Raw genomic sequence first — 18596 nt, 5'->3', positions numbered from 1 at the left:
ACGCGAGCCGCCGCGGCCCGTCCGGATCGTCCGCGCACGAGTTCCCGCGGCCCGTCCGGGCGTTCACCGGCTCACGTACGCGAGCCGCCGCGGCCCGCCCGCACGGCTACGCCAGCAGGTCGTCGACCTGTGCCTCGCCCTCCCGGTAGCGGCGGGCCATCTCCGCGCTGCAGTCGTCCGCCGTCCGCTGGAGCTGGTGCCGGCGCCGGGAGACCTGCTGCTCGTACCCCGCGAGCCGTCCCATCGCCGCGTGCAGTTCCTCGTCCGTGCGGGCCGTCAGGTCCGACAGCTCGACCTCCGACAGCATCTCGGCCGCGAGCCGCCGGTACTCCTCGCCGCGCGGCGTCGACAGCGTCACGTGCCGCACCGACGTCCGGTGCCGCGACGGGGCGTCCGCGAGGATCTCCGAGAGCCGGTCGAGCACCGGCGTCTCCGGCCCCGTCCCCGCCGGCGCCTCGGGGCCCGCGGGCGCCGGATCGCTGCGGCGCGCCACCTCGGCGCGCAGGATGTCGATGCGGCCCTGGAGCATCCGCCGTACGTAGCTCAGATCGGCCTCGTCGCTCTGTGCCTCGCGGCGCAGCGTCCGCAGCTCGGGCAGTCGCAGCGCGCCGAGTTCGGGTTGCGGCCGCTCCGGCAGGTCCGGTTCGGCGGTCCGCTGCACGGGCGGCCGCCCGACGGAGCCGTCGACACCGCCGCCGGGACCACCGGGACCACCGGATGCGCGGGTCAGGCGTACGGGACCGGACGGCGTGTGCCCGGTGCCAGGTGCACTCATGAGAATCGTCCCCTCGACCGGTGCGGTCGGCCGCACCGCCTGACAGGCATGGTGCCACTCGCGCCCCGGCCGACGCAGGCGGTCTGCACCCGTTCGGCCCTGCCCGTATCAGTCTGTAGGTTGGTCCGTATGCGAGCAGTGGTGCAGAGGGTCGACGGCGCGAGCGTCGTCGTCGCAGGGGAGACGGTCGGCGAGATCGTCGGCGAGGGGCTGTGCGTGCTGGTCGGGGTGACCCACGACGACACGCCGGAGAAGGCCGCGCAATTGGCCAGAAAGCTCTGGTCCGTCCGGGTACTGGAGGGCGAGAAGTCCTGCTCCGACGTGGACGCGCCGCTGCTGGTCATCTCGCAGTTCACGCTCTACGGGGACGCCCGCAAGGGCCGCCGCCCCACCTGGAACGCCGCCGCGCCCGGCCCGGTCGCCGAACCGCTGGTCGACGAGGTCGTGGCGCAGCTGCGGGCGCTCGGCGCGCGCGTGGAGACGGGCCGGTTCGGAGCGGACATGCGCGTCTCGCTGACGAATCACGGCCCCTTCACGGTGCTTCTGGACGTCTGACCGTACGGGCGCAGAGCGTCCGGGGCGTACGGCTCAGGGCATAAGGCTCAGGGCATACGGCTCAGGGCTCGACGATCGTCTCCTGGGCCGCCGCCGTCGTGCCCGCGATCAGCTCCGCGTCCACCGGCACGTTCCGCTTCACGAGCGCGAGGGCGATCGGCCCCAGCTCGTGGTGGCGCACCGCGGTCGTGACGAAGCCCAGCTGGCGGCCCTCCGTCCCGTCGGCGGCGAGCCGGACCGGGTCGCCGTGCGCCGGCAGGTGCACCTCGCTGCCGTCCAGGTGCAGGAAGACCAGGCGGCGCGGCGGCTTGCCCAGGTTGTGGACGCGGGCGACCGTCTCCTGGCCGCGGTAGCAGCCCTTCTGGAGGTGGACGGCGCTGCCGATGACGCCGATCTCGTGCGGGATGGTCCGGTGGTCGGTCTCGAAGCCGAGCCGCGGCCGGTGCTGCTCGACGCGCAGGGCCTCGTACGCGAGGATGCCGGCGGCCGGCCCGTGCGAGGCGGCGAACGCCTCCAGGTCCGCGCGCGGCAGGAACAGATCGCGGCCGTGCGCGGTCTCCCGGACGACCGCGCCCTCGGGCGCCTCGGCGATGGAGCCGGCCGGCAGGTGGACGACGGCGTAGTCGTCGGTGCGGTCGGCGACCTCGACCCGGTAGAAGAACTTCATCGACTCCAGGTACCCGACCAGCTCGGCCTGCGTCCCCGGCTCGACGTGCGCCCACACCGTCTCGCCGTCGTCCACGAGGTACAGGGCGTGCTCGATGTGCCCGTTGGCGGAGAGGATCAGCGCGTCCGTGGCCTGGCCGACGGGCAGGGCGCTGACGTGCTGGGTGAGCAGCAGGTGCAACCAGGACAGCCGGTCGTCACCGGTGACGGCGACGACTCCGCGGTGCGACAGGTCGACGAAGCCGGTGCCGCCGGCGAGGGTCCGCTGCTCGCGGAACAGGTCGCCGTAGTGGGCGGCGACGCCTTCGTCACGTCCCTCGGCGGGGACGGCGCCGGGCAGGGACAGCAGGGGGCTCTTCATGGAGGAAAGCCTACGACTCCCCGATGCCTACGACCCGGGGCCTACGACTCCCCGGAGCCCACGACCCGCGGCCCACGACTCCCCGGTGCCCACGGCTCCCCGATGCCTACGCCTGCGCCGGCTCCGCGACGCCGGCGGCGTGCTTCCGCGCGCAGTCCCGGCACTGGCCGAAGATCGCGAAGTGCTTCATGTCCGTCTCGAAGCCGAAGGTCTCGCGGAGCTTGCCGGTGAACTCGGCCGCGATCTCCACGTCCGCCTCGATGACCTCCGAGCAGTCCCGGCAGACCAGGTGCAGGTGGTGGTGCCGGTCGGCGAGGTGGTAGGTCGGCGCCCCGTGGCCCAGGTGGGCGTGGCTGACCAGGCCGAGCTCCTCCAGGAGCTCCAGGGTCCGGTAGACGGTGGAGATGTTGACGCCGGAGGCGGTCTTGCGGACCTCGACGAGGATGTCGTCGGGCGTCGCGTGCTCCAGCGCGTCCACGGCCTCCAGGACAAGCTGACGCTGGGGCGTCAGCCGGTAGCCGCGCTGCCTCAGGTCGCTCTTCCAGTCGGTGCTCACCACGCCCCCAGTGTATGAGGGCGTGGTGCACCGCGGTCAGGTCCGTCGCCTACTTGAAGAAGGCGATGCCGTCGTCCGGCATGTCGGGGAGGTTGCGCGCCATCTCCGCGACCTCCTCCGGCGTGACGACCTTCTTCAGGTGCGCCGACATGTAGGGGCGCAGCGGGACCTCGGGGGTGGCCTTCTCGCCGACCCACATGAGGTCGCTCTTGACGTAGCCGTAGAGGCGCTTGCCACCGCTGTACGGGCCGGAGGCCCCGGTGCGCGCGACGGCGTCCGTCACGATGTCGATCTGCGGCTTCTGGTCGGCGAGCTCGCCGTACCAGACCTCGACGACGCCCTGGTCGCGGACCATGACGATCTCGACCTTGCGGTCCGCGTCGATGCGCCAGTAGCCGCTCTCGCTCTCCAGCGGGCGGACCTTCTCGCCGTCGGCGTCCAGCACCCACGTGTGCGAGTGGTACTCGATGAAGTCGCGGCCGTCGTGGCTGAAGGTCACCGACTGGCCGAAGTTGCACTTCTCGGCGCCGGGGAAGTCGGACACGCCGACGCCCTCCCACGTGCCGAGCAGGAACGCGAGCGGGACGAGTCCGGGATTGAGGTCGGACGGGATCTGGATCATGAGCAGCTCAGGCGATCTGTGTGACGGTGACGGGTATCGGCCGCGGTGGGGCTCAGCGCTGGCCCTGGTACAGCTTCTTCACGGTCAGACCGGCGAAGGCGAGCACCGCGACACAGACGAGCGCCAGCAGAGTTTCGAAGAAGACGATCACGTGATGCTCCTCTGTGAGCGGTGAAGGCGGAACGGGCCGGGCCCCAGCTTAGTGGGCGGGGGCCCGGCGCTCTCGGTGAGGTGGGTCTCGTACGTGATCTCGTACGGCGATCCCTTACGGCGATCTCGTACGTGAGCTCGTAGGGCGATCAGCCGAGCAGCTGGTTCTGCAGGGTCACCGTCTGCTGGAACGGCACGAGCGCGGCCTCGCCCTTGTGGGACTGGAGGACGACCGCGACCGTGTCCCCCGCCTGGATGTACGCCCAGCGGGTCTGCTCGGGGCCGTACGGCTTCGGCTCCTGGAACACGTACGGACGGGTGTCCGGTACGTCGATGTCGTCGCCGAAGGTGTCCATCTTCGCGCTCTGCACGCCCTCCGGCAGGAGGGCCGGGACCACGTCGCCGCTGTCCGAGGACACGAGCGCGTCCTTGAACTCCTCGGCGTACGCGACCGACCCGAAGCGCAGCAGGTGGACGCTGCTGCGGGTGCCGTCCGGCATCGTCCACGAGCGGGCCGCGATGTGGCGGAGGGTGGAGTCGGCGAGGGCCTGCTTCAGCTCGGCCCGGTCGTCCTTCGCGTAGAGAGCGGACAGGAACGCGTCCGTGCTGGTCCAGCCGCCGTCCGCCTTCGGGTCGACCGTGGCGCCCGCCGGGGCGGGCAGCAGCAGCCGGCGGATGTCGGCGTGGTGGATCTCGCCCTCGTTGCCGTCGGTGAACGGCCGCGGGGAGCCCTCGGGCAGCGGCGGGAGGCCCAGCCGCGGGTACTCCCACCGGCCGTCGCTCTCGGTGGCGAGGCCCGGCACGTCGGTGCGCTCCATCGAGGTGATGGCGGCCGCGGTGCCGGCGCCGACACCGCCGCAGACCACCAGGGCCGCCGTCCAGCGCGCGACCGCCCCGAGCACGCGCCGCGCCTTCCCGGACCGGGTGCCGGTGCCAGTGCCAGTGCCGGTGCCCGTACCGGTGCCGGTGTCTGTACCAGTGTCTGTGTCGGTACGGGTGCTGGTGACCGTGTCCGTACCGGCGCCGCTGCCTGTGCCGGACCCGGTGACGGTGTCCGTACCGGCGCCGGGCTCCGGGGCGGGCGACGGATCCGGCACGGCCTCGGCGACCGTCTGCTGCTCGCTCATACGTACTCCCCCGGGGACTTGATGTGGTCGAGCTGCTTCTTCACCAGCTCGGCGACGGAGCTCTTCTCAAAGGGCGCGGAACCGTACGCCCGGACGAAGACCAGCAGGTCGGAGTCGTACGCGGAGCAGGTCATCCCGCCGAGGTCCGAGTCGTCGTCCTTGTCGTCGTCACGGGCCGCGTCGAAGTCCGGCGTCAGATAGCAGGCCGAGTTCTTGTGGCCCTCGATCCTCGGTCCCTTGGGGAACTTCAGGATCTCGGCGATCTCCCGCTTGACCTCGTGCAGGTCGTGGATGCGCTGCTTGTTCTTCATGCGGACGATCTGGACCTCCACGACGAGGTCGTCGGAGTCCGAACTGAACGAGCGCACGCCGATGCCCTGCACGCCGAGCCGGTCGATCCGCTTCTCGTAGTCGCGGCGCTTCTTGCCGGAGAGACCGCGCGCGTCGTTCTTGAGGAGGACGACCGCCTCCTTCTCGCCCAGCTCGCCGTCGTTCCCGTACGACTCGACGTCCGGGCCGAGGTGGAAGCCGCTCGGGGCGGGCAGCAGGAGCTTCCTCATCGGGGTGTCCGTGCGGCCCTTGAGGGCGCTTTCGGCGGGGTCCTTGGCGAGCTTCGCCGCGGCCTTCTCGGACGGGTCCTGCTCCGGGTCCTGCCAGGCGACGGTCGGTGCCGACCGGTCGGCACCCGCGACGGTCACGGCGGTGTAGGCGATGCCGCCGCCGGCGGCGCCGAGCACGAGGACGGCGGGCAGGACGACGGTCAGCAGCTTCCGCCCGCGTCCGCCCCGCGCCTTGCCCGGCAGCTGCGCGTCCGGCACCTGCGCCGCGTCCGGCACCTGGGTCTCCTCGGGGATCGGGTGCTCGCTCACAGGCGCTCCAGCTGCTTCTCGGCCAGCGAGCGGATGTCGCTCTTGCTGATCTTCTTCGTGTCGTAGATGGTGATGTCGACCATCACGTCGCCGCGCTGGAACAGGGCCCGGGCGTGGTAGAGGTCGAGGTAGCCGGCCTTCTTCTCCACCGGGTAGAGGTAGTAGCGGCCGTTGCCGCTGCCCTTGATCGGGTCGCCGTCGTTGCCCGCGAACTTCTTCTCCGGCATGTAGTCCCGCTGGCCTTCGGCGTGCTCGACCGCGCCGAGCGTGTCCGAGGCCCGGAACTGGACCAGGTGCACGGTCGTCGAGCGGTTCTCGCCGGAATCCCAGCTGCGCACGGCGATCCGGCGCACCCGGTTCTCGTCGAGGAACTCGAGCATCCAGCCCTCGTCCTTGAAGCCCTCCGCGTACGAGGAGAGGGCGTACCAGCCGTCGCGGGGCCCGAACTCGGCCTCGCGGGCGCCGGCGGGGCGGGGCACGAGCAGCTTGCGCAGGTCCCCTGCGGCCTTGGCCTGGTGGTCCTCGGCGGCGGACAGCGGCGCGGGCTCCTGGCCCTTGGGCAGCGGCTTGGCCGGGTAGGCGAGGCCCGGCTGGTTGAGGGCCGGCAGCGGCGTGGGCTCGCGCTGTGCCTGTACGCCGTAGCCGACGGCCGTGCCGCCGATGACGCCGAGCACGGCGGCGACGGCGATCAGCGCGACCGTGCGGCCGGCCCGGCGGCGCGGAGCCGCGACCCGGTCCGTGTCCGCGACATGGACCTGTACCTGACCCACGGCCGGAGCGGAAGCCGGAGCCGCGGCCTGAGCCTCGGCCGGAGGCTGAGCCTGGGCCGGAGGCTGAGCCTGAGCCGGCGAGGATTCCGGCACGGGCGCCGGGGCGGTAACCGGCGCCGGCGCCGGTATCGGCGCCTGGCCGGGCGCGGACGCCGGGTCGTTTTGAGCGGATCCCACCGCTTCTGAGGCTTCCAAAGCAGTCCCCCCACGAGACTAGAAGCGCGGATTCCGTATCACCGCGCACCCAACTGACCCGTGAGGTGCGCATGGGGTTGCCAGGGACCGCATTACAGTTCGGTATATGGCGAAGAAGCTCGTGATCAAGGTGACCGCCGGGGCCGACGCCCCCGAACGCTGCTCGCAGGCATTCACGGTGGCCGCCGTCGCCGTCGCCAGTGGCGTCGAGGTGTCGCTGTGGCTGACCGGCGAGTCGTCCTGGTTCGCGCTGCCCGGGCGCGCGGCGGAGTTCGAGCTCCCGCACGCGGCGCCGCTGCCGGACCTGATCGACTCGATCCTGGCGGCCGGTCGCGTCACGCTGTGCACGCAGTGCGCCGCCCGCCGCGACATCACCGAGGACGACGTCCTGAAGGGCGTACGGATCGCGGGTGCGCAGGTGTTCGTGCAGGAGGCGACGGCGGACGAGACCCAGGCGCTCGTCTACTAGCCCGCTCCAGCCCGCTCCCGCTCTCCGCTCACGAGTCCCGGTCGTCGCGGTCGCGCTTGTTCTTGCCGTCGAGCTCGTCCCACCACTCGTCGGACTGCTTGTCGCCGCTGGGGTCGTCCCACCAGCGGTCCTCCGGACCGCGCCGGTTCGCGACCATCGCCGCGACGGGCGGGATGAGCATGGCGACCACGCACATCCCGATCGCGGCCGGGACCGAGAACAGGCGCACGACGGCCCAGGCGCCCACGAAAAGCACCAGGCAGACGCCCATCATCCAGAAGTAGACGCGTCGTCGCCGTGCGTACACACCTTCAGCGTACGACCGCCGGGCGGCCGCCGACAGTGCGCGGGCAGACCGAAGGGCCGTGCCTCAAATCCCTGGTGATGGCGTCCAACCCCCCAGGAGGCACGGCCCCACGGCCGTTCGGTGTGGCTTCCCGCCGCGCCGGACTCCGACGGACGGAGGCCGGCGCGGCGCCTCGAAGCCTGTGCGGCGCCCCGGCGCCGAGCGGTGCGAGAGGCGCGTCGGGAAATCAGACCGCGATGGCGACCTCGGCGAGGCCACCCTTCTGGGCCACGACCTGACGGTCGGCGGTGGCGCCCGGGACCAGGGCGCGGACGGTCCAGGTGCCCTCGGCCGCGTAGAAGCGGAACTGGCCGGTGGCGGAGGTGGGGACCTCGGCCGTGAACTCGCCGGTGGAGTCGAGGAGACGGACGTAACCGGTGACGGGCTGGCCGTCCTTGGTCACGTAGCCCTGGATCGTGGTCTCACCGGGCTTGATCGTCGAGGCGTCGGGGCCGCCGGGCTGCGCTCCGCACATGTCAGGAATCCTTACGGTCGAGGAAGGGGGAAGGGCTTACTTGTTGGCGCCGAGCTCGATCGGCACGCCGACGAGGGAGCCGTACTCGGTCCAGGAGCCGTCGTAGTTCTTGACGTTCTGGACGCCGAGCAGCTCGTGCAGGACGAACCAGGTGAGCGCGGAGCGCTCGCCGATGCGGCAGTAGGCGATGGAGTCCTTCGCCAGGTCGACCTGCTCGTCGGCGTAGAGGGCCGTGAGCTCCTCGTCCGACTTGAAGGTGCCGTCGTCGTTGGCGTTCTTCGACCAGGGGATGTTGCGGGCGGACGGGACGTGGCCCGGGCGCTGCGACTGCTCCTGCGGGAGGTGCGCGGGGGCGAGCAGCTTGCCGGAGAACTCGTCGGGCGAACGCACGTCGACGATGTTCTGCGAGCCGATCGCGGCCACGACGTCGTCGCGGAAGGCGCGGATCGAGGCGTCCTGGGCCTTGGCCTTGTACTCGGTGGCCGGGCGGTTCGGGACCTCGGAGCCGTCGACCAGGTCGCGGGAGTCGAGCTCCCACTTCTTGCGGCCGCCGTCGAGCAGCTTGACGTCCTGGTGGCCGTACAGCTTGAAGTACCAGTAGGCGTACGAGGCGAACCAGTTGTTGTTGCCGCCGTAGAGGACGACCGTGGTGTCGTTGCCGATGCCCTTGGCCGAGAGGAGCTTCTCGAAGCCCTCCTGGTCGATGAAGTCGCGGCGGACCGGGTCCTGGAGGTCCTTCGTCCAGTCGATCCGGATCGCGTTCTTGATGTGGTTCTTGTCGTACGCCGAGGTGTCCTCGTCGACCTCGACCAGGGCGACCTGCGGGTTGTCGAGGTTGGCCTCGACCCAGTCGGCGTCGACCAGGACGTCGCTGCGAGCCATGCTGTTTCTCCTCCGGGGCAGTGTGCGGCGGTGTCGTGCGGGGTGGTGCGGTGCGGGTACGCGTCGGCGCGCATGCGGTGCGGTGGGCGTGCGGACGACGGCGTACGGCTGCGCAGGGGTGGCCCCGACATCACGTCGGAGGGCCTGAGGAAATACGGGGCGAGGTGCGTCCCGCTCAGACAGGGCGACAGAGCATGGCGGCGATGCGGCACAGGTCTACTGCCCGCCGCTTCGTGAGATCCGCCTGTCGCTTCATGCCGACGATCGTAGGGACGGACAGGCGGCCGTGTCACCGGCGTGTCGTATTTTGAGACACGATCGTCCGGAATTCGGGACGGGAAATGGGTACGGATCACCCGGGAGGGTCCGCGGACAGCGGTCTTGGCCATTGTTTCTACGGATCGGACGCCACTGTCTCATCATGTGATCAGCGGCGGATCCGGGCGGCTCTCGGGACCCGCTCGGGATCCGGTCGGGACACGCCGAGCGGGCGCCCAGGGCGCAGCCCGTGCCCGGGAGCGCTCAGCGTGCGCCGGGGAGGTGCTCCGTGCCTGCCGTGGAACGCTCAGGAGGTCGTCAGGACCACGTTCTCGCCGGTCCCCGTCACCGCGAGGCCGTCCTGGCGCGGCTCGACCTTCGTCAGCCGCATGCCCTTCGGCAGGCCGTCGACCCGCCAGTCGAAGTCGGTCCGGGCCCGCACCATCTGCTCCAGGCCCGGGATGCCCTCGCCGGGCACCTCGTCGGCCCGCACGCGGATGGTGTCGCGGCCGACCAGGGTCACCGTGGACGTCACCGTGCGCGTGAACGTCTGCCCCAGGAACCGCACCCCGCCCGTCACCTTCAGCTTGCCGGCGCCGCCGTACGCGACCTTCGCGTCCTCGCCGGAGGCGGCCACCAGGTCGGGGTACGAGATCAGGGCGGTGATGTTCGCGCTGCGGGCGCGCTCGATCGCGTAGTCGTCGTCCAGGGTGACGTCGGCAAGCGTGGCGGTCATCTCGCCGATGCGCACCGGCCGGCCGCCGGCGCTCGCCCGGATGCCGCTCAGGGCCACGTCGACCTCGCCGAACCGCTTGTCGGCGACCTGGGTGAGGAACGGGAAGCCCTTGATGTCGACGTCCTTGGACTCGGCCGTCATGCCGCCGAGCGACACCTCGCCGGCCGCCCGCGACTCCGCGTAGGCGGCGGCCAGCCGGTCCGCGCCGGCGAGGAGTCCGCAGAGCACCACGGTCGCGATCAGCATCCTCCGCAGCGCTCGCATCGCCCACGTCCTCCTCGTCACCAGCAAAAAGCTCCGGCCCTCCGACACGAAGATCGACGTGTCGGAGGGCCGGTCGGTTCCCCGGAGCCCGCGGGAGCGGCTCAGCCCAGCACCCGTCCCAGCAGGTAGACGGCGGGCACGGCCGCCGTCAGCGGCAGCGCCACGCCCGCCGTCATGTGGACGAACCGCGACGGGTAGTCGTAGCTCGCCACCCGCAGGCCGACCAGCGCGCACACCCCGGCGCCCAGGCCGAGCAGCGCCCCGCCGGTGCCCAGGTCGGTGAAGGCGCCGGCCGCGACGCCGGCACCGGCCGCGGCCAGCAGGGCCGCGACGACCGAGACGGGGCCGGGCAGCGGGAGCGCCCGGGCGAGGACCGCGGCGGCGACGGACACCGCGCCGACGACCACCGCGTCCGGGTCCGCGCCGAGGTGCCCGGCGGCCAGGATCGCGAGCGCCGCGGACACGACGGTCGCCATCAGGCCGTACATCCGCTCGTCGGGATCGGCGTGGCTGCGCAGCTGGAGCACCAGCGTCAGCAGGACCCAGACGCCGAGCGTGCCGATGATCGCCGCCGGCGCGTTCTCCCGGCCGACCGCGAGCAGCGCCCCGTCCGCGGCGACACCGCCGAGGAACGCGAGGGCGATGCCCTGCCGGGCCGGCCACATGCCGTTGAGCCGGAACCAGCCGGCGGCGGTGACCGCCTGGAGCAGGACGAGCGGGACGAGCAGCGCGTACGAACCGACCGCCGCGCCGGCGGCGAGCAGCACGCCGAGCACGGCCGTCAGCGCGGCCGGCTGCATCCCGGGCTCGATGATCGGCGACCGGCCCTCGGCGCGGGCGCGCTGGGCGTCGGTGATCCGGGAGCTGCCGGAGGTGGTGGGGGCGGAGTACTCGGCGCCGGAGGCCGAAGCGGCGGAGGCCGGGAGCGGCGCGGGAGCCGGGGCCTCGTACGCGGCGGGGGCGGGAGCCTCGTAGGCCGCCGGGGGCTCGTACGCGGCCGGTGCGGGAGCCTCGTAGGCCACCGGGGGCTCGTACAGCGCCTCGGGCGGCAGCGGGTGGCCGCCGGTCACCGGCTGCCGCGCGTACTCCTGCGCGTGCTCCTGTGCGTACTGCTGCCGGCCGTACTCCTGGTACTGCGCCTGGGCCTGTGCCTCAGCCCGCACCTGTACCTGCGGGTGCGGATGCTGCGCGTGCTGCACCTGCGGCTGCGGCTGCTGCGGCTGCACCGTCGGCTGGGACTGCGTGTCCCAGGTCTGGCCCTCCCACGTCTGGGTGACCTCGGGGTCGTAGGACGGGCCGTCCTGGGGCCCGGCCTGCGGGTCGTACGGGTAGTGCTGATCACTGCTCATGGTGTGCGGTTCACCCTCCTGCGAACGGGGGGAGCACCTCGACCGTGCCGCCCTCGGCCAGCCGTACCGTCTCATGCGCGCGCGTCCCGACGGGGTCGCCGTCGATCAGGAACGAGCAGCGCAGGAGGACGCGCGCCAGCTCGCCGGGGTGCCGCTCGCGGGCGGCGTCGAGCGCCTCCGCGAGGGTGTCGGCCGCGTACGGCTCCTCGGCGACTTGGGCGGCGGCCTTCGCCGCGGCCCAGTAGCGGATGGTTCCCGCTGCCATGACGGCGCTCCCTTCGTTCGTGTGCGCGCCGCCCCCCATGATGGGCTATGGCCGGGCCAGCCAGTTCCCGAGGCGCCGCAGCAGCTCGTCGTCGGCCGCGTTCTCGGCGTGGCCCATGCCCCGCTCCAGCCACAGCTCGGCCGGGGCGCCGGCCCGCTCGGCCGCGGCGGCCAGCATCCGGGGGTGATCGACGGGGAAGTACGGGTCGCGGTCGCCGTGCACGATGAGCAGCGGCGTCGGCGCGATCAGCGGCACCGCCTCGACCGGCGACAGCGGCACCGGATCCCAGTCCCTGTTGTGGATGCGGGTGCCGAGCCCGACCCGGCCGACGACCCGGCCGAGCGGCCGGGTGACCACCCAGTGGACGCGGCGCATCGAGGGCGTGCCCCGGTAGTACCAGCGGGCGGGGGCGCTCACGGCGGCCACCGCGTCCGCGCGGGCGTCCGCGTCGCGCTCGACCGCCGCGTGCCGCAGCACCACCGAGCCGCCCATCGAGAAGCCGACCGTCACCACGCGCGCGTGGCCGAGCTCACGGGCCCAGCGGACGGCGGCGGACAGGTCGAGGACCTCGCGGTCGCCGACGGTGGAGCGGCCGCCGGAGCCGCCGTGGCCGCGGAAGGAGAAGGAGACGACGGACGCCCGGTCGCGGAAGGCGGCGACGGCGCGCCGGAGCGCGGGCCGGTCGGCCGAGCCGGTGAACCCGTGTGCCACGACGACGGCGGTGCCGGCGGCCGGATCGGTGACACTTGCCGTGGAAGGTTCGTAAACCGCCTCGATCCGGACACCGTCGTCGGTACGGAGATCGGTCCGGAGCATGTCCTGCACAGGGCGGGAAGTGATCTGAGAAACATCCACCATGTGAAATCGGCTCTCTGCCTCGGAACTCATGTCGGCTATTCTGCTTGCAGAGGATCCGGGCACCGCAGCCCCCGGGTCCTTTTGTGTTTTCCGACCGTTGTTACGGACAGGTGAACAAAAGCTCTCGGGGCGCGAGGGCCGAGGAGGAACCGACGTCATGGACGATCGACCGCGTACGACCCACAACCGACCCGCGAGCCAGGCAGGAGGCAGCGCGCGATGAGCTCACTGCTGCTCCTCACCAATGCCCTCCAGCCGTCGGCCGAGGTGCTGCCCGCACTCGGTCTGCTGCTGCACAACGTGCGCGTGGCCCCGGCCGAGGGCCCGGCCCTGGTGGACACGCCGGGCGCCGACGCGATCCTGGTGGACGGCCGGCGCGACCTGCCGCAGATCCGCTCGCTCTGCCAGCTGCTGCGCTCCACGGGCCCCGGCTGTCCGCTGATCCTCGTCGTGACGGAGGGCGGGCTCGCGGCCGTCACCGCCGACTGGGGCGTGGACGACGTGCTGCTCGACACCGCCGGGCCGGCCGAGGTGGAGGCGCGGCTGCGCCTGGCCATGGGCCGGCAGCAGATCAGCGTCGACGACTCCCCGATGGAGATCCGCAACGGCGACCTGTCGGTGGACGAGGCCACGTACAGCGCGAAGCTGAAGGGCCGGGTCCTGGACCTGACCTTCAAGGAGTTCGAGCTGCTCAAGTACCTCGCCCAGCACCCGGGCCGGGTCTTCACCCGGGCCCAGCTGCTGCAGGAGGTGTGGGGCTACGACTACTTCGGCGGCACCCGAACGGTCGATGTGCACGTGCGGCGCCTGCGGGCGAAGCTCGGCGTCGAGCACGAGTCGCTGATCGGCACCGTGCGCAACGTCGGCTACCGCTTCGTCACGCCCGAGAAGCCGGACCGCACGGAACGCACCGAGGGCCGCACGGGACCGGGAGCGGAGGCGCGCGTCAAGGACGACGCGCGGAAACTCACTCCGGCGGAGGACCGTTAACGTGGCGTATGCCACAGCGCGACCTGCCGGTAGCTAGGTCACCACGCGTAGACTTCCGCGCGTGGCCAAGGTGACGCGGGATGACGTGGCACGACTGGCGGGTACGTCGACCGCCGTCGTGAGTTACGTGATCAACAACGGACCCCGGCCGGTCGCCCCGGCCACGCGCGAGCGTGTCCTCGCAGCGATCAAGGAACTGGGGTACCGGCCCGACCGGGTCGCCCAGGCGATGGCGTCCCGGCGCACCGACCTCATAGGCATGGTCGTCCCGGACGCCCGCCAGCCCTTCTTCGCGGAGATGGCGCACGCGGTCGAGCAGGCCGCCGCCGAGCGCGGGAAGATGGTCCTGGTCGGCAACTCCGACTACCGCACCGAGCGCGAGATCCACTACCTGCGCGCCTTCCTCGGCATGCGGGTCTCCGGTCTGATCCTGGTCAGCCAGGGCATGAGCGAGCAGGCCGCGAGCGAGATCGAGGCGTGGGACGCGCGCGTGGTGCTGCTGCACGAGCGGCCCGAGGCGATCGACGACGTCGCCGTCGTCACCGACGACATCGGCGGCGCCCAGCTCGCCACCCGGCACCTCCTGGAGCACGGTCACGAGTACGTGGCCTGCATGGGCGGCATCCCCAACACCCCGGCCGTCGGCGACCCCGTCGCCGACCACGAGGAGGGCTGGCGGCGGGCCATGCTGGAGGCGGGCCGGCCGATCGAGGGCCGGCTCTTCCAGGCCCCGTACAACCGCTACGACGCCTACAAGGTCGCGCTGGAGATCCTCTCCGGCCCCGACCGGCCGCCGGCCATCTTCTGCTCGACGGACGACCAGGCCCTCGGCGTGCTGCGGGCCGCCCGCGAGCTGCGCATCGACGTGCCGTCGGAACTCGCCGTGGCGGGCTTCGACGACGTCAAGGAGGCGGCGCTCGCCGACCCGCCGCTGACCACGGTCTACTCGGACCGCCCGGCGATGGCCCGGGCGGCGGTGGACCTGGTCCTCGACGACTCGCTGCGGGTGGCGGGCTCGCGCCGGGAGCGGGTGAAGCAGTTCCCGTCGGCGCTGATCGTGCGCCGCTCCTGCGGCTGCTCGCACTGATCCGTTCCTGCGGCTGCTCTCACTGATCCGTTCCTGCGGCTGCTCTCACTGATCCGAGGACCCGGGCCCCCCGGGTCTTTATTTCGGGCATACAGGCTTCTGTCGGGCTTCTCACCCCGTCCTCAGACGGTTCTCATGTACGGCTCCGAGAGTCGTGGGCATGACGGACAACCAGGAGCCCCAGCCGCAGCAGCAGCCGTACTACCCGCCGAAGCCGCCGTACGACCCGGCCCAGCCGTTCCAGACGGAGCACGGCACCACCGTCTGGCCCTCCGCTCAGGCCGCGGGCCCCGCCCCGGCCCCCGCGCCGCACCGCCGTGCCAAGCGCGGCGTCGGCCTCCTCGCCGCCGTGGCCATCGCCGCGGCGGCCGTCGGCGGCGGCACGGCGACGCTCGTCGAGCGCTGGATGTCCGACGGCACCACGACCGCCGCCGCGTCGAGCAGCGTGAGCGGGACGAACGTGTCGGCCGGCAGCAAGGGCACGGTCGCCGGCGTCGCGCAGGCCGTCTCGCCGTCCATCGTGGAGATCTCGGCGAGCTCGAACGGCGGCCGGTCCACCGGCTCGGGCGTGATCATCACCTCCGACGGCGAGATCGTCACCAACAACCACGTCGTCTCCGGCGCCTCCTCGATCACCGTGCGGCTCAGCGACGGCAAGACCTACGGCGCCACGGTCGTCGGCACCGATCCCGACAAGGACCTCGCGCTGATCAAGCTGGAGGGCGCGTCCGGCCTCAAGGCCGCCACCCTCGGCGACTCGTCCCGGCTCCAGGTCGGCGACCAGGTCGTGGCCATCGGCTCGCCCGAGGGCCTGACCGGCACCGTCACCAGCGGCATCGTCTCCGCGCTCGACCGCGACGTGACCGTCGCGAAGGAGGGCGGCGGCCAGGACGGCGGCGGCCAGGGTCAGCAGCCGTACGACCCGAGCCAGGGCTGGCCGTTCGAGTTCGGCGGGCAGCGCTTCAACGGCGACACCGGTTCGTCGAAGACCACGTACAAGGCGATCCAGACCGACGCCTCCCTCAATCCCGGGAATTCCGGAGGCGCGCTGATCAATATGAACGGCGAGATCATCGGAATCAATTCGGCCATGTATTCGCCCAGTTCCGCGAGCAGCTCCACGGCCGGCAGCGTCGGTCTCGGATTCGCGATCCCGGTGAACACCGTCAAGGCCGACCTGGACGCGCTCCGTTCGGGCGGCGGCAGCTGATCACGTGGAGGACACGTGGGACGCTGACCCCATGAGTGGCATGAGTGGCCAGCACAATGAACCCCAGGGCACCGAGCGCATCCTCATCGTCGACGACGAGCCCGCCGTCCGCGAGGCCCTGCGCCGGTCCCTCGCCTTCGAGGGATACGGGACGCAGGACGCCGTCGACGGGCTCGACGCGCTCGCCAAGCTGGAGTCGTACGGCCCCGACCTCGTCGTCCTCGACGTCCAGATGCCCCGCATGGACGGCCTCACCGCCGCCCGCCGGATCCGCGCGTCCGGCTCGACCGTGCCGATCCTGATGCTGACCGCCCGCGACACCGTCGGCGACCGGGTCACCGGCCTCGACGCGGGCGCCGACGACTACCTGGTGAAGCCGTTCGAGCTGGACGAGCTGTTCGCGCGGATCCGGGCACTGCTGCGGCGCAGCTCGTACGCGGCGCAGCAGCGCCGGGCGTCGGCGGACGAGGCGGCCGGCGACGTGATGGCCTTCGACGACCTGCGGATGGACCTGGCCACCCGCGAGGTGACGCGGGGCGGACGGCCGGTGGAGCTGACCCGCACCGAGTTCACGCTCCTGGAGATGTTCCTGGCGCACCCGCGGCAGGTGCTCACCCGCGAGCAGATCCTCAAGGCCGTGTGGGGCTTCGACTTCGAGCCCAGCTCGAACTCCCTGGACGTGTACGTGATGTACCTGCGGCGCAAGACGGAGGCCGGCGGCGAACCGCGGCTCGTGCACACCGTGCGCGGGGTCGGCTACGTGCTCCGTGGCGGAGCGGCGGAGTGACCAGCCCCCTCGCCTGGTTCCGGACCCGGCCGCTGCGCTCCCGGCTCGCGCTGCTCACCGCGCTCGCGGTGGCGCTCGCGGTGGCCGGGGTGTCGCTGGCCTGCTGGTTCGTGACCCGGGCGCAGCTGGAGCGCGAGCTGGACTCCTCGCTGCGCGGCAGCAAGGTCGACAACACGTACCTGAACCTCGTGCTCGGCGGCTGCCGCACCGAGACCCGGGTGCCGCCGCTGCCGCCGTACACCGTGCAGGTCATCCTGGCCGACGGCACCGTCTGCACGTCCGGCAAGGCGCCCATCCCGGCACAGGCCGCCGACCTGGCCGTGGCGCAGGGGCTGCTCACGGACACGCTGCACACCACCAGGGACGGCGACGGCCGCGAGATGCGGGTCTACACCTACGACCAGCCGGGCCGGATCGGCATGGCGGTCTCGCTGGCGCGGCCGCTGTCCGAGATCGACAACTCGATGAACACCCTCGCCTGGGTGCTGCTCGTCGTCTCCGGCATAGGGGTCGTCGGCGCGGGCGCGGCCGGACTGTGGGTGGCGCGGACCGGGCTCGCGCCGGTGGACCGGCTGACGGGCGCGGTCGAGCACGTGGCGGCGACCGAGGACCTGACCGTGCGGATCCCGGTCGAGGGCGAGGACGAGATCGCCCGGCTCTCCCGGTCGTTCAACGCGATGACGGCGGCGCTCGCCACCTCCCGCGACCGGCAGGCCCGGCTCATCGCCGACGCGGGCCACGAGCTGCGCACGCCGCTGACCTCGCTGCGCACCAACATCGAACTCCTCGCGCGCAGCGAGCAGACGGGCCGCGCGCTGCCGCCGGACGACCGGCGGGCGCTGATGGCCTCGGTGAAGGCCCAGATGACGGAGCTGGCCTCGCTGATCGGCGACCTCCAGGAGCTCGCCCGCCCCGAGGCCGCCGAACCGGGCCCGCTGGAAGTGGTGCCGCTGCACGTCATCCTGCGCTCGGCCCTCGACCGGGCCCGGCTGCGCGGACCCGAGCTGACCTTCGACGCGGACCTCGCGCCCTGGTACGTCCGGGCCGAGCCGGCGGCCCTGGAGCGGGCCCTGGTCAACGTCCTGGACAACGCGGTGAAGTTCTCGCCGCCGCGCGGGACGGTCGAGGTGCGGCTGATGCGCGGCGAGCTGACCGTGCGCGATCACGGCCCGGGCATCCCGGCCGACGAACTCCCGCACGTCTTCGACCGCTTCTGGCGCTCCCCGTCGGCCCGCAGCCTGCCGGGGTCGGGCCTCGGCCTGTCGATCGTCGCCCGTACGGTCGGCCAGGCGGGCGGCACGGTGGCGCTGACGCCGGCGGAGGGCGGCGGCACGGTGGCGACGGTCACGCTCCCGGGCGCGCCGACACCGCCGCCGGACGCGGCTGCCTGACGAACCGCACGGCCAGCCAGAGCGCGAGGGCCGCGGCCCCGGCCCAGGTGATGCCCCGGGCCAGGGTCCCGGCCCACGCCTCGGTCGTCGTGCCCGGCGGCAGCACGGCCATCTGCACGGCGGCCCCGGCCGGCACCACGAGGCCGGCGAGCAGCCCGGCCGCCCCGGGCCGGCGGGCCGCCGCCCCGACGGCCCCGAGGACGGAGCCGGCGAGCACGCTGCCGGCCCACCAGAACAGCAGCTCGCCGCCGTACGTGCCGAAGGGCTCGTCGCGGACGACGCCGTCGGTGACGTAGTACGCCGCGCACGCCGCGCCCAGCGCCGCCACCCCGGCCACCGCGCCGCGCCGCCGGGTCCCGGCCGCGAGACCCGCGACGACGGCGAGCGCGGCCCAGGCCCATCCGGTGTCGACGAGGAGGCTGAGCACCTGGGCGCACCGGGCCCAGAAGGTACCGCGCAGTCCGGCGCCGAAGGACCCGTACGGCGAGCCGAGCGCGTTCAGGAGCGAGGTCACCGCCCCGAACCCGGCCCCCGCCACCGTCGCCTTCACCGCGAACCCCACCCAAGCTCTCATGGGACGAGC

22 protein-coding genes are annotated in these 18596 nt (G+C 72.6%); 7 read left to right on the top strand and 15 right to left on the bottom strand.

Annotated features, from left to right (window positions below):
* Positions 1-106: 106 nt before the first annotated feature.
* Positions 107-775 (bottom strand): ABC transporter substrate-binding protein, encoded by a 669-nt coding sequence (locus ACFYU9_RS10710; protein WP_389344207.1) that lies wholly within the window; start codon positions 773-775, stop codon positions 107-109.
* A gap of 129 nt (positions 776-904) precedes the next feature.
* Here ACFYU9_RS10710 and dtd point away from each other — a divergent pair, with 129 nt between their 5' ends.
* Entirely contained in the window at positions 905-1330 is a 426-nt protein-coding gene (dtd, locus tag ACFYU9_RS10705; protein WP_389205202.1) for a D-aminoacyl-tRNA deacylase, read from the top strand.
* Positions 1331-1391: 61 nt separating this feature from the next.
* Here dtd and ACFYU9_RS10700 read toward each other — a convergent pair whose 3' ends face one another.
* The 6 genes from ACFYU9_RS10700 to ACFYU9_RS10675 all read right to left on the bottom strand — a co-directional run bounded on the left by ACFYU9_RS10700 (position 1392) and on the right by ACFYU9_RS10675 (position 6451).
* Positions 1392-2357: a YgfZ/GcvT domain-containing protein gene (locus ACFYU9_RS10700; RefSeq protein ID WP_389205203.1), complete on the bottom strand. Its 966-nt coding sequence runs from the start codon at positions 2355-2357 to the stop codon at positions 1392-1394.
* 106 nt (positions 2358-2463) lie between these two features.
* Positions 2464-2916 carry a Fur family transcriptional regulator gene (locus ACFYU9_RS10695; RefSeq protein ID WP_389205204.1) on the bottom strand — a complete coding sequence of 151 codons (453 nt, stop codon included), beginning with the start codon at positions 2914-2916 and terminating at the stop codon, positions 2464-2466.
* Between the two features lie 46 nt (positions 2917-2962).
* The gene (locus tag ACFYU9_RS10690; RefSeq protein ID WP_389205205.1) at positions 2963-3535 is read right to left on the bottom strand and encodes an FABP family protein; all 573 of its coding nucleotides are present in this window, start codon (positions 3533-3535) and stop codon (positions 2963-2965) included.
* Positions 3536-3834: 299 nt separating this feature from the next.
* Positions 3835-4812 carry a hypothetical protein gene (locus ACFYU9_RS10685; protein ID WP_389344205.1) on the bottom strand — a complete coding sequence of 326 codons (978 nt, stop codon included), beginning with the start codon at positions 4810-4812 and terminating at the stop codon, positions 3835-3837.
* The gene (locus tag ACFYU9_RS10680) at positions 4809-5681 is read right to left on the bottom strand and encodes a hypothetical protein (protein ID WP_389205207.1); all 873 of its coding nucleotides are present in this window, start codon (positions 5679-5681) and stop codon (positions 4809-4811) included. Before ACFYU9_RS10680 ends, ACFYU9_RS10685 begins: the two co-directional genes overlap by 4 nt.
* Positions 5678-6451 (bottom strand): hypothetical protein, encoded by a 774-nt coding sequence (locus ACFYU9_RS10675; protein WP_389344203.1) that lies wholly within the window; start codon positions 6449-6451, stop codon positions 5678-5680. The genes ACFYU9_RS10680 and ACFYU9_RS10675 overlap by 4 nt, the downstream gene beginning before the upstream one ends.
* Positions 6452-6752: 301 nt before the next feature.
* On the opposite strand from ACFYU9_RS10675, the gene ACFYU9_RS10670 reads away from it, so the two are divergent.
* On the top strand, positions 6753-7115 hold the full coding sequence (locus ACFYU9_RS10670; RefSeq protein WP_389205209.1) for a DsrE family protein: 363 nt from the start codon (positions 6753-6755) through the stop codon (positions 7113-7115).
* A 28-nt stretch (positions 7116-7143) separates the two neighbouring features.
* Here the strand turns inward: ACFYU9_RS10670 and ACFYU9_RS10665 are convergent, their stop codons facing one another.
* From ACFYU9_RS10665 to ACFYU9_RS10635, 7 genes are all read right to left on the bottom strand, one after another.
* Complete coding sequence (locus ACFYU9_RS10665) at positions 7144-7458, bottom strand: DUF3099 domain-containing protein (protein ID WP_389205305.1); 315 nt, start codon at positions 7456-7458, stop codon at positions 7144-7146.
* A gap of 190 nt (positions 7459-7648) precedes the next feature.
* Positions 7649-7936 carry a DUF1416 domain-containing protein gene (locus ACFYU9_RS10660; protein WP_389205210.1) on the bottom strand — a complete coding sequence of 96 codons (288 nt, stop codon included), beginning with the start codon at positions 7934-7936 and terminating at the stop codon, positions 7649-7651.
* A gap of 36 nt (positions 7937-7972) precedes the next feature.
* A complete protein-coding gene (locus ACFYU9_RS10655) occupies positions 7973-8818 on the bottom strand; it encodes a sulfurtransferase (RefSeq protein WP_389344201.1) in 846 nt (281 codons plus the stop codon).
* A 565-nt stretch (positions 8819-9383) separates the two neighbouring features.
* The gene (locus tag ACFYU9_RS10650) at positions 9384-10076 is read right to left on the bottom strand and encodes a DUF2993 domain-containing protein (RefSeq protein WP_389205212.1); all 693 of its coding nucleotides are present in this window, start codon (positions 10074-10076) and stop codon (positions 9384-9386) included.
* 101 nt (positions 10077-10177) lie between these two features.
* Entirely contained in the window at positions 10178-11425 is a 1248-nt protein-coding gene (locus ACFYU9_RS10645) for a hypothetical protein (RefSeq protein WP_389344200.1), read from the bottom strand.
* Between the two features lie 10 nt (positions 11426-11435).
* Positions 11436-11690 (bottom strand): MoaD/ThiS family protein, encoded by a 255-nt coding sequence (locus ACFYU9_RS10640; protein WP_389205214.1) that lies wholly within the window; start codon positions 11688-11690, stop codon positions 11436-11438.
* Positions 11691-11735: 45 nt separating this feature from the next.
* The gene (locus tag ACFYU9_RS10635) at positions 11736-12578 is read right to left on the bottom strand and encodes an alpha/beta hydrolase family protein (protein ID WP_389344199.1); all 843 of its coding nucleotides are present in this window, start codon (positions 12576-12578) and stop codon (positions 11736-11738) included.
* Positions 12579-12767: 189 nt separating this feature from the next.
* On the opposite strand from ACFYU9_RS10635, the gene ACFYU9_RS10630 reads away from it, so the two are divergent.
* The 5 genes from ACFYU9_RS10630 (at position 12768) to ACFYU9_RS10610 (ending at position 18013) form a co-directional block, all read left to right on the top strand.
* The gene (locus ACFYU9_RS10630) at positions 12768-13538 is read left to right on the top strand and encodes a response regulator transcription factor (RefSeq protein WP_389344197.1); all 771 of its coding nucleotides are present in this window, start codon (positions 12768-12770) and stop codon (positions 13536-13538) included.
* Between the two features lie 61 nt (positions 13539-13599).
* Positions 13600-14625, top strand: a complete 1026-nt coding sequence (locus ACFYU9_RS10625) for a LacI family DNA-binding transcriptional regulator (RefSeq protein ID WP_389205217.1) — start codon at positions 13600-13602, stop codon at positions 14623-14625.
* Positions 14626-14785: 160 nt separating this feature from the next.
* Positions 14786-15835: a S1C family serine protease gene (locus tag ACFYU9_RS10620; protein WP_389205218.1), complete on the top strand. Its 1050-nt coding sequence runs from the start codon at positions 14786-14788 to the stop codon at positions 15833-15835.
* A 40-nt stretch (positions 15836-15875) separates the two neighbouring features.
* The gene (locus ACFYU9_RS10615; RefSeq protein ID WP_389205306.1) at positions 15876-16622 is read left to right on the top strand and encodes a response regulator transcription factor; all 747 of its coding nucleotides are present in this window, start codon (positions 15876-15878) and stop codon (positions 16620-16622) included.
* The gene (locus ACFYU9_RS10610) at positions 16619-18013 is read left to right on the top strand and encodes a sensor histidine kinase (protein WP_389205219.1); all 1395 of its coding nucleotides are present in this window, start codon (positions 16619-16621) and stop codon (positions 18011-18013) included. Before ACFYU9_RS10615 ends, ACFYU9_RS10610 begins: the two co-directional genes overlap by 4 nt.
* On the opposite strand, the gene ACFYU9_RS10605 is transcribed toward ACFYU9_RS10610, so the two are convergent.
* Positions 17967-18587 carry a hypothetical protein gene (locus ACFYU9_RS10605; protein ID WP_389344195.1) on the bottom strand — a complete coding sequence of 207 codons (621 nt, stop codon included), beginning with the start codon at positions 18585-18587 and terminating at the stop codon, positions 17967-17969. The two genes, ACFYU9_RS10610 and ACFYU9_RS10605, sit on opposite strands and share 47 nt — an antisense overlap.
* Positions 18588-18596: the final 9 nt, after the last annotated feature.

It is taken from the genome of Streptomyces sp. NPDC004327 (genome assembly GCF_042873935.1).
Lineage (GTDB): Bacteria > Actinomycetota > Actinomycetes > Streptomycetales > Streptomycetaceae > Streptomyces.
The sequence above is the reverse complement of the archived record's forward strand: the minus strand, read 5'-3'. Positions and strand labels throughout refer to the sequence as shown.

Excerpts from the sequence above, each read along its gene's own strand:
- ACFYU9_RS10710 (WP_389344207.1), bottom strand. The coding sequence starts at position 775 with ATGAGTGCACCTGGCACCGGGCACACGCCGTCCGGTCCCGTACGCCTG.
- dtd (WP_389205202.1), top strand. The coding sequence starts at position 905 with ATGCGAGCAGTGGTGCAGAGGGTCGACGGCGCGAGCGTCGTCGTCGCA.
- ACFYU9_RS10700 (WP_389205203.1), bottom strand. The coding sequence starts at position 2,357 with ATGAAGAGCCCCCTGCTGTCCCTGCCCGGCGCCGTCCCCGCCGAGGGA.
- ACFYU9_RS10690 (WP_389205205.1), bottom strand. The coding sequence starts at position 3,535 with ATGATCCAGATCCCGTCCGACCTCAATCCCGGACTCGTCCCGCTCGCG.
- ACFYU9_RS10685 (WP_389344205.1), bottom strand. The coding sequence starts at position 4,812 with ATGAGCGAGCAGCAGACGGTCGCCGAGGCCGTGCCGGATCCGTCGCCC.
- ACFYU9_RS10670 (WP_389205209.1), top strand. The coding sequence starts at position 6,753 with ATGGCGAAGAAGCTCGTGATCAAGGTGACCGCCGGGGCCGACGCCCCC.
- ACFYU9_RS10660 (WP_389205210.1), bottom strand. The coding sequence starts at position 7,936 with ATGTGCGGAGCGCAGCCCGGCGGCCCCGACGCCTCGACGATCAAGCCC.
- ACFYU9_RS10655 (WP_389344201.1), bottom strand. The coding sequence starts at position 8,818 with ATGGCTCGCAGCGACGTCCTGGTCGACGCCGACTGGGTCGAGGCCAAC.
- ACFYU9_RS10650 (WP_389205212.1), bottom strand. The coding sequence starts at position 10,076 with ATGCGAGCGCTGCGGAGGATGCTGATCGCGACCGTGGTGCTCTGCGGA.
- ACFYU9_RS10645 (WP_389344200.1), bottom strand. The coding sequence starts at position 11,425 with ATGAGCAGTGATCAGCACTACCCGTACGACCCGCAGGCCGGGCCCCAG.
- ACFYU9_RS10640 (WP_389205214.1), bottom strand. The coding sequence starts at position 11,690 with ATGGCAGCGGGAACCATCCGCTACTGGGCCGCGGCGAAGGCCGCCGCC.
- ACFYU9_RS10635 (WP_389344199.1), bottom strand. The coding sequence starts at position 12,578 with ATGAGTTCCGAGGCAGAGAGCCGATTTCACATGGTGGATGTTTCTCAG.
- ACFYU9_RS10630 (WP_389344197.1), top strand. The coding sequence starts at position 12,768 with ATGAGCTCACTGCTGCTCCTCACCAATGCCCTCCAGCCGTCGGCCGAG.
- ACFYU9_RS10620 (WP_389205218.1), top strand. The coding sequence starts at position 14,786 with ATGACGGACAACCAGGAGCCCCAGCCGCAGCAGCAGCCGTACTACCCG.
- ACFYU9_RS10615 (WP_389205306.1), top strand. The coding sequence starts at position 15,876 with ATGAGTGGCCAGCACAATGAACCCCAGGGCACCGAGCGCATCCTCATC.
- ACFYU9_RS10605 (WP_389344195.1), bottom strand. The coding sequence starts at position 18,587 with ATGAGAGCTTGGGTGGGGTTCGCGGTGAAGGCGACGGTGGCGGGGGCC.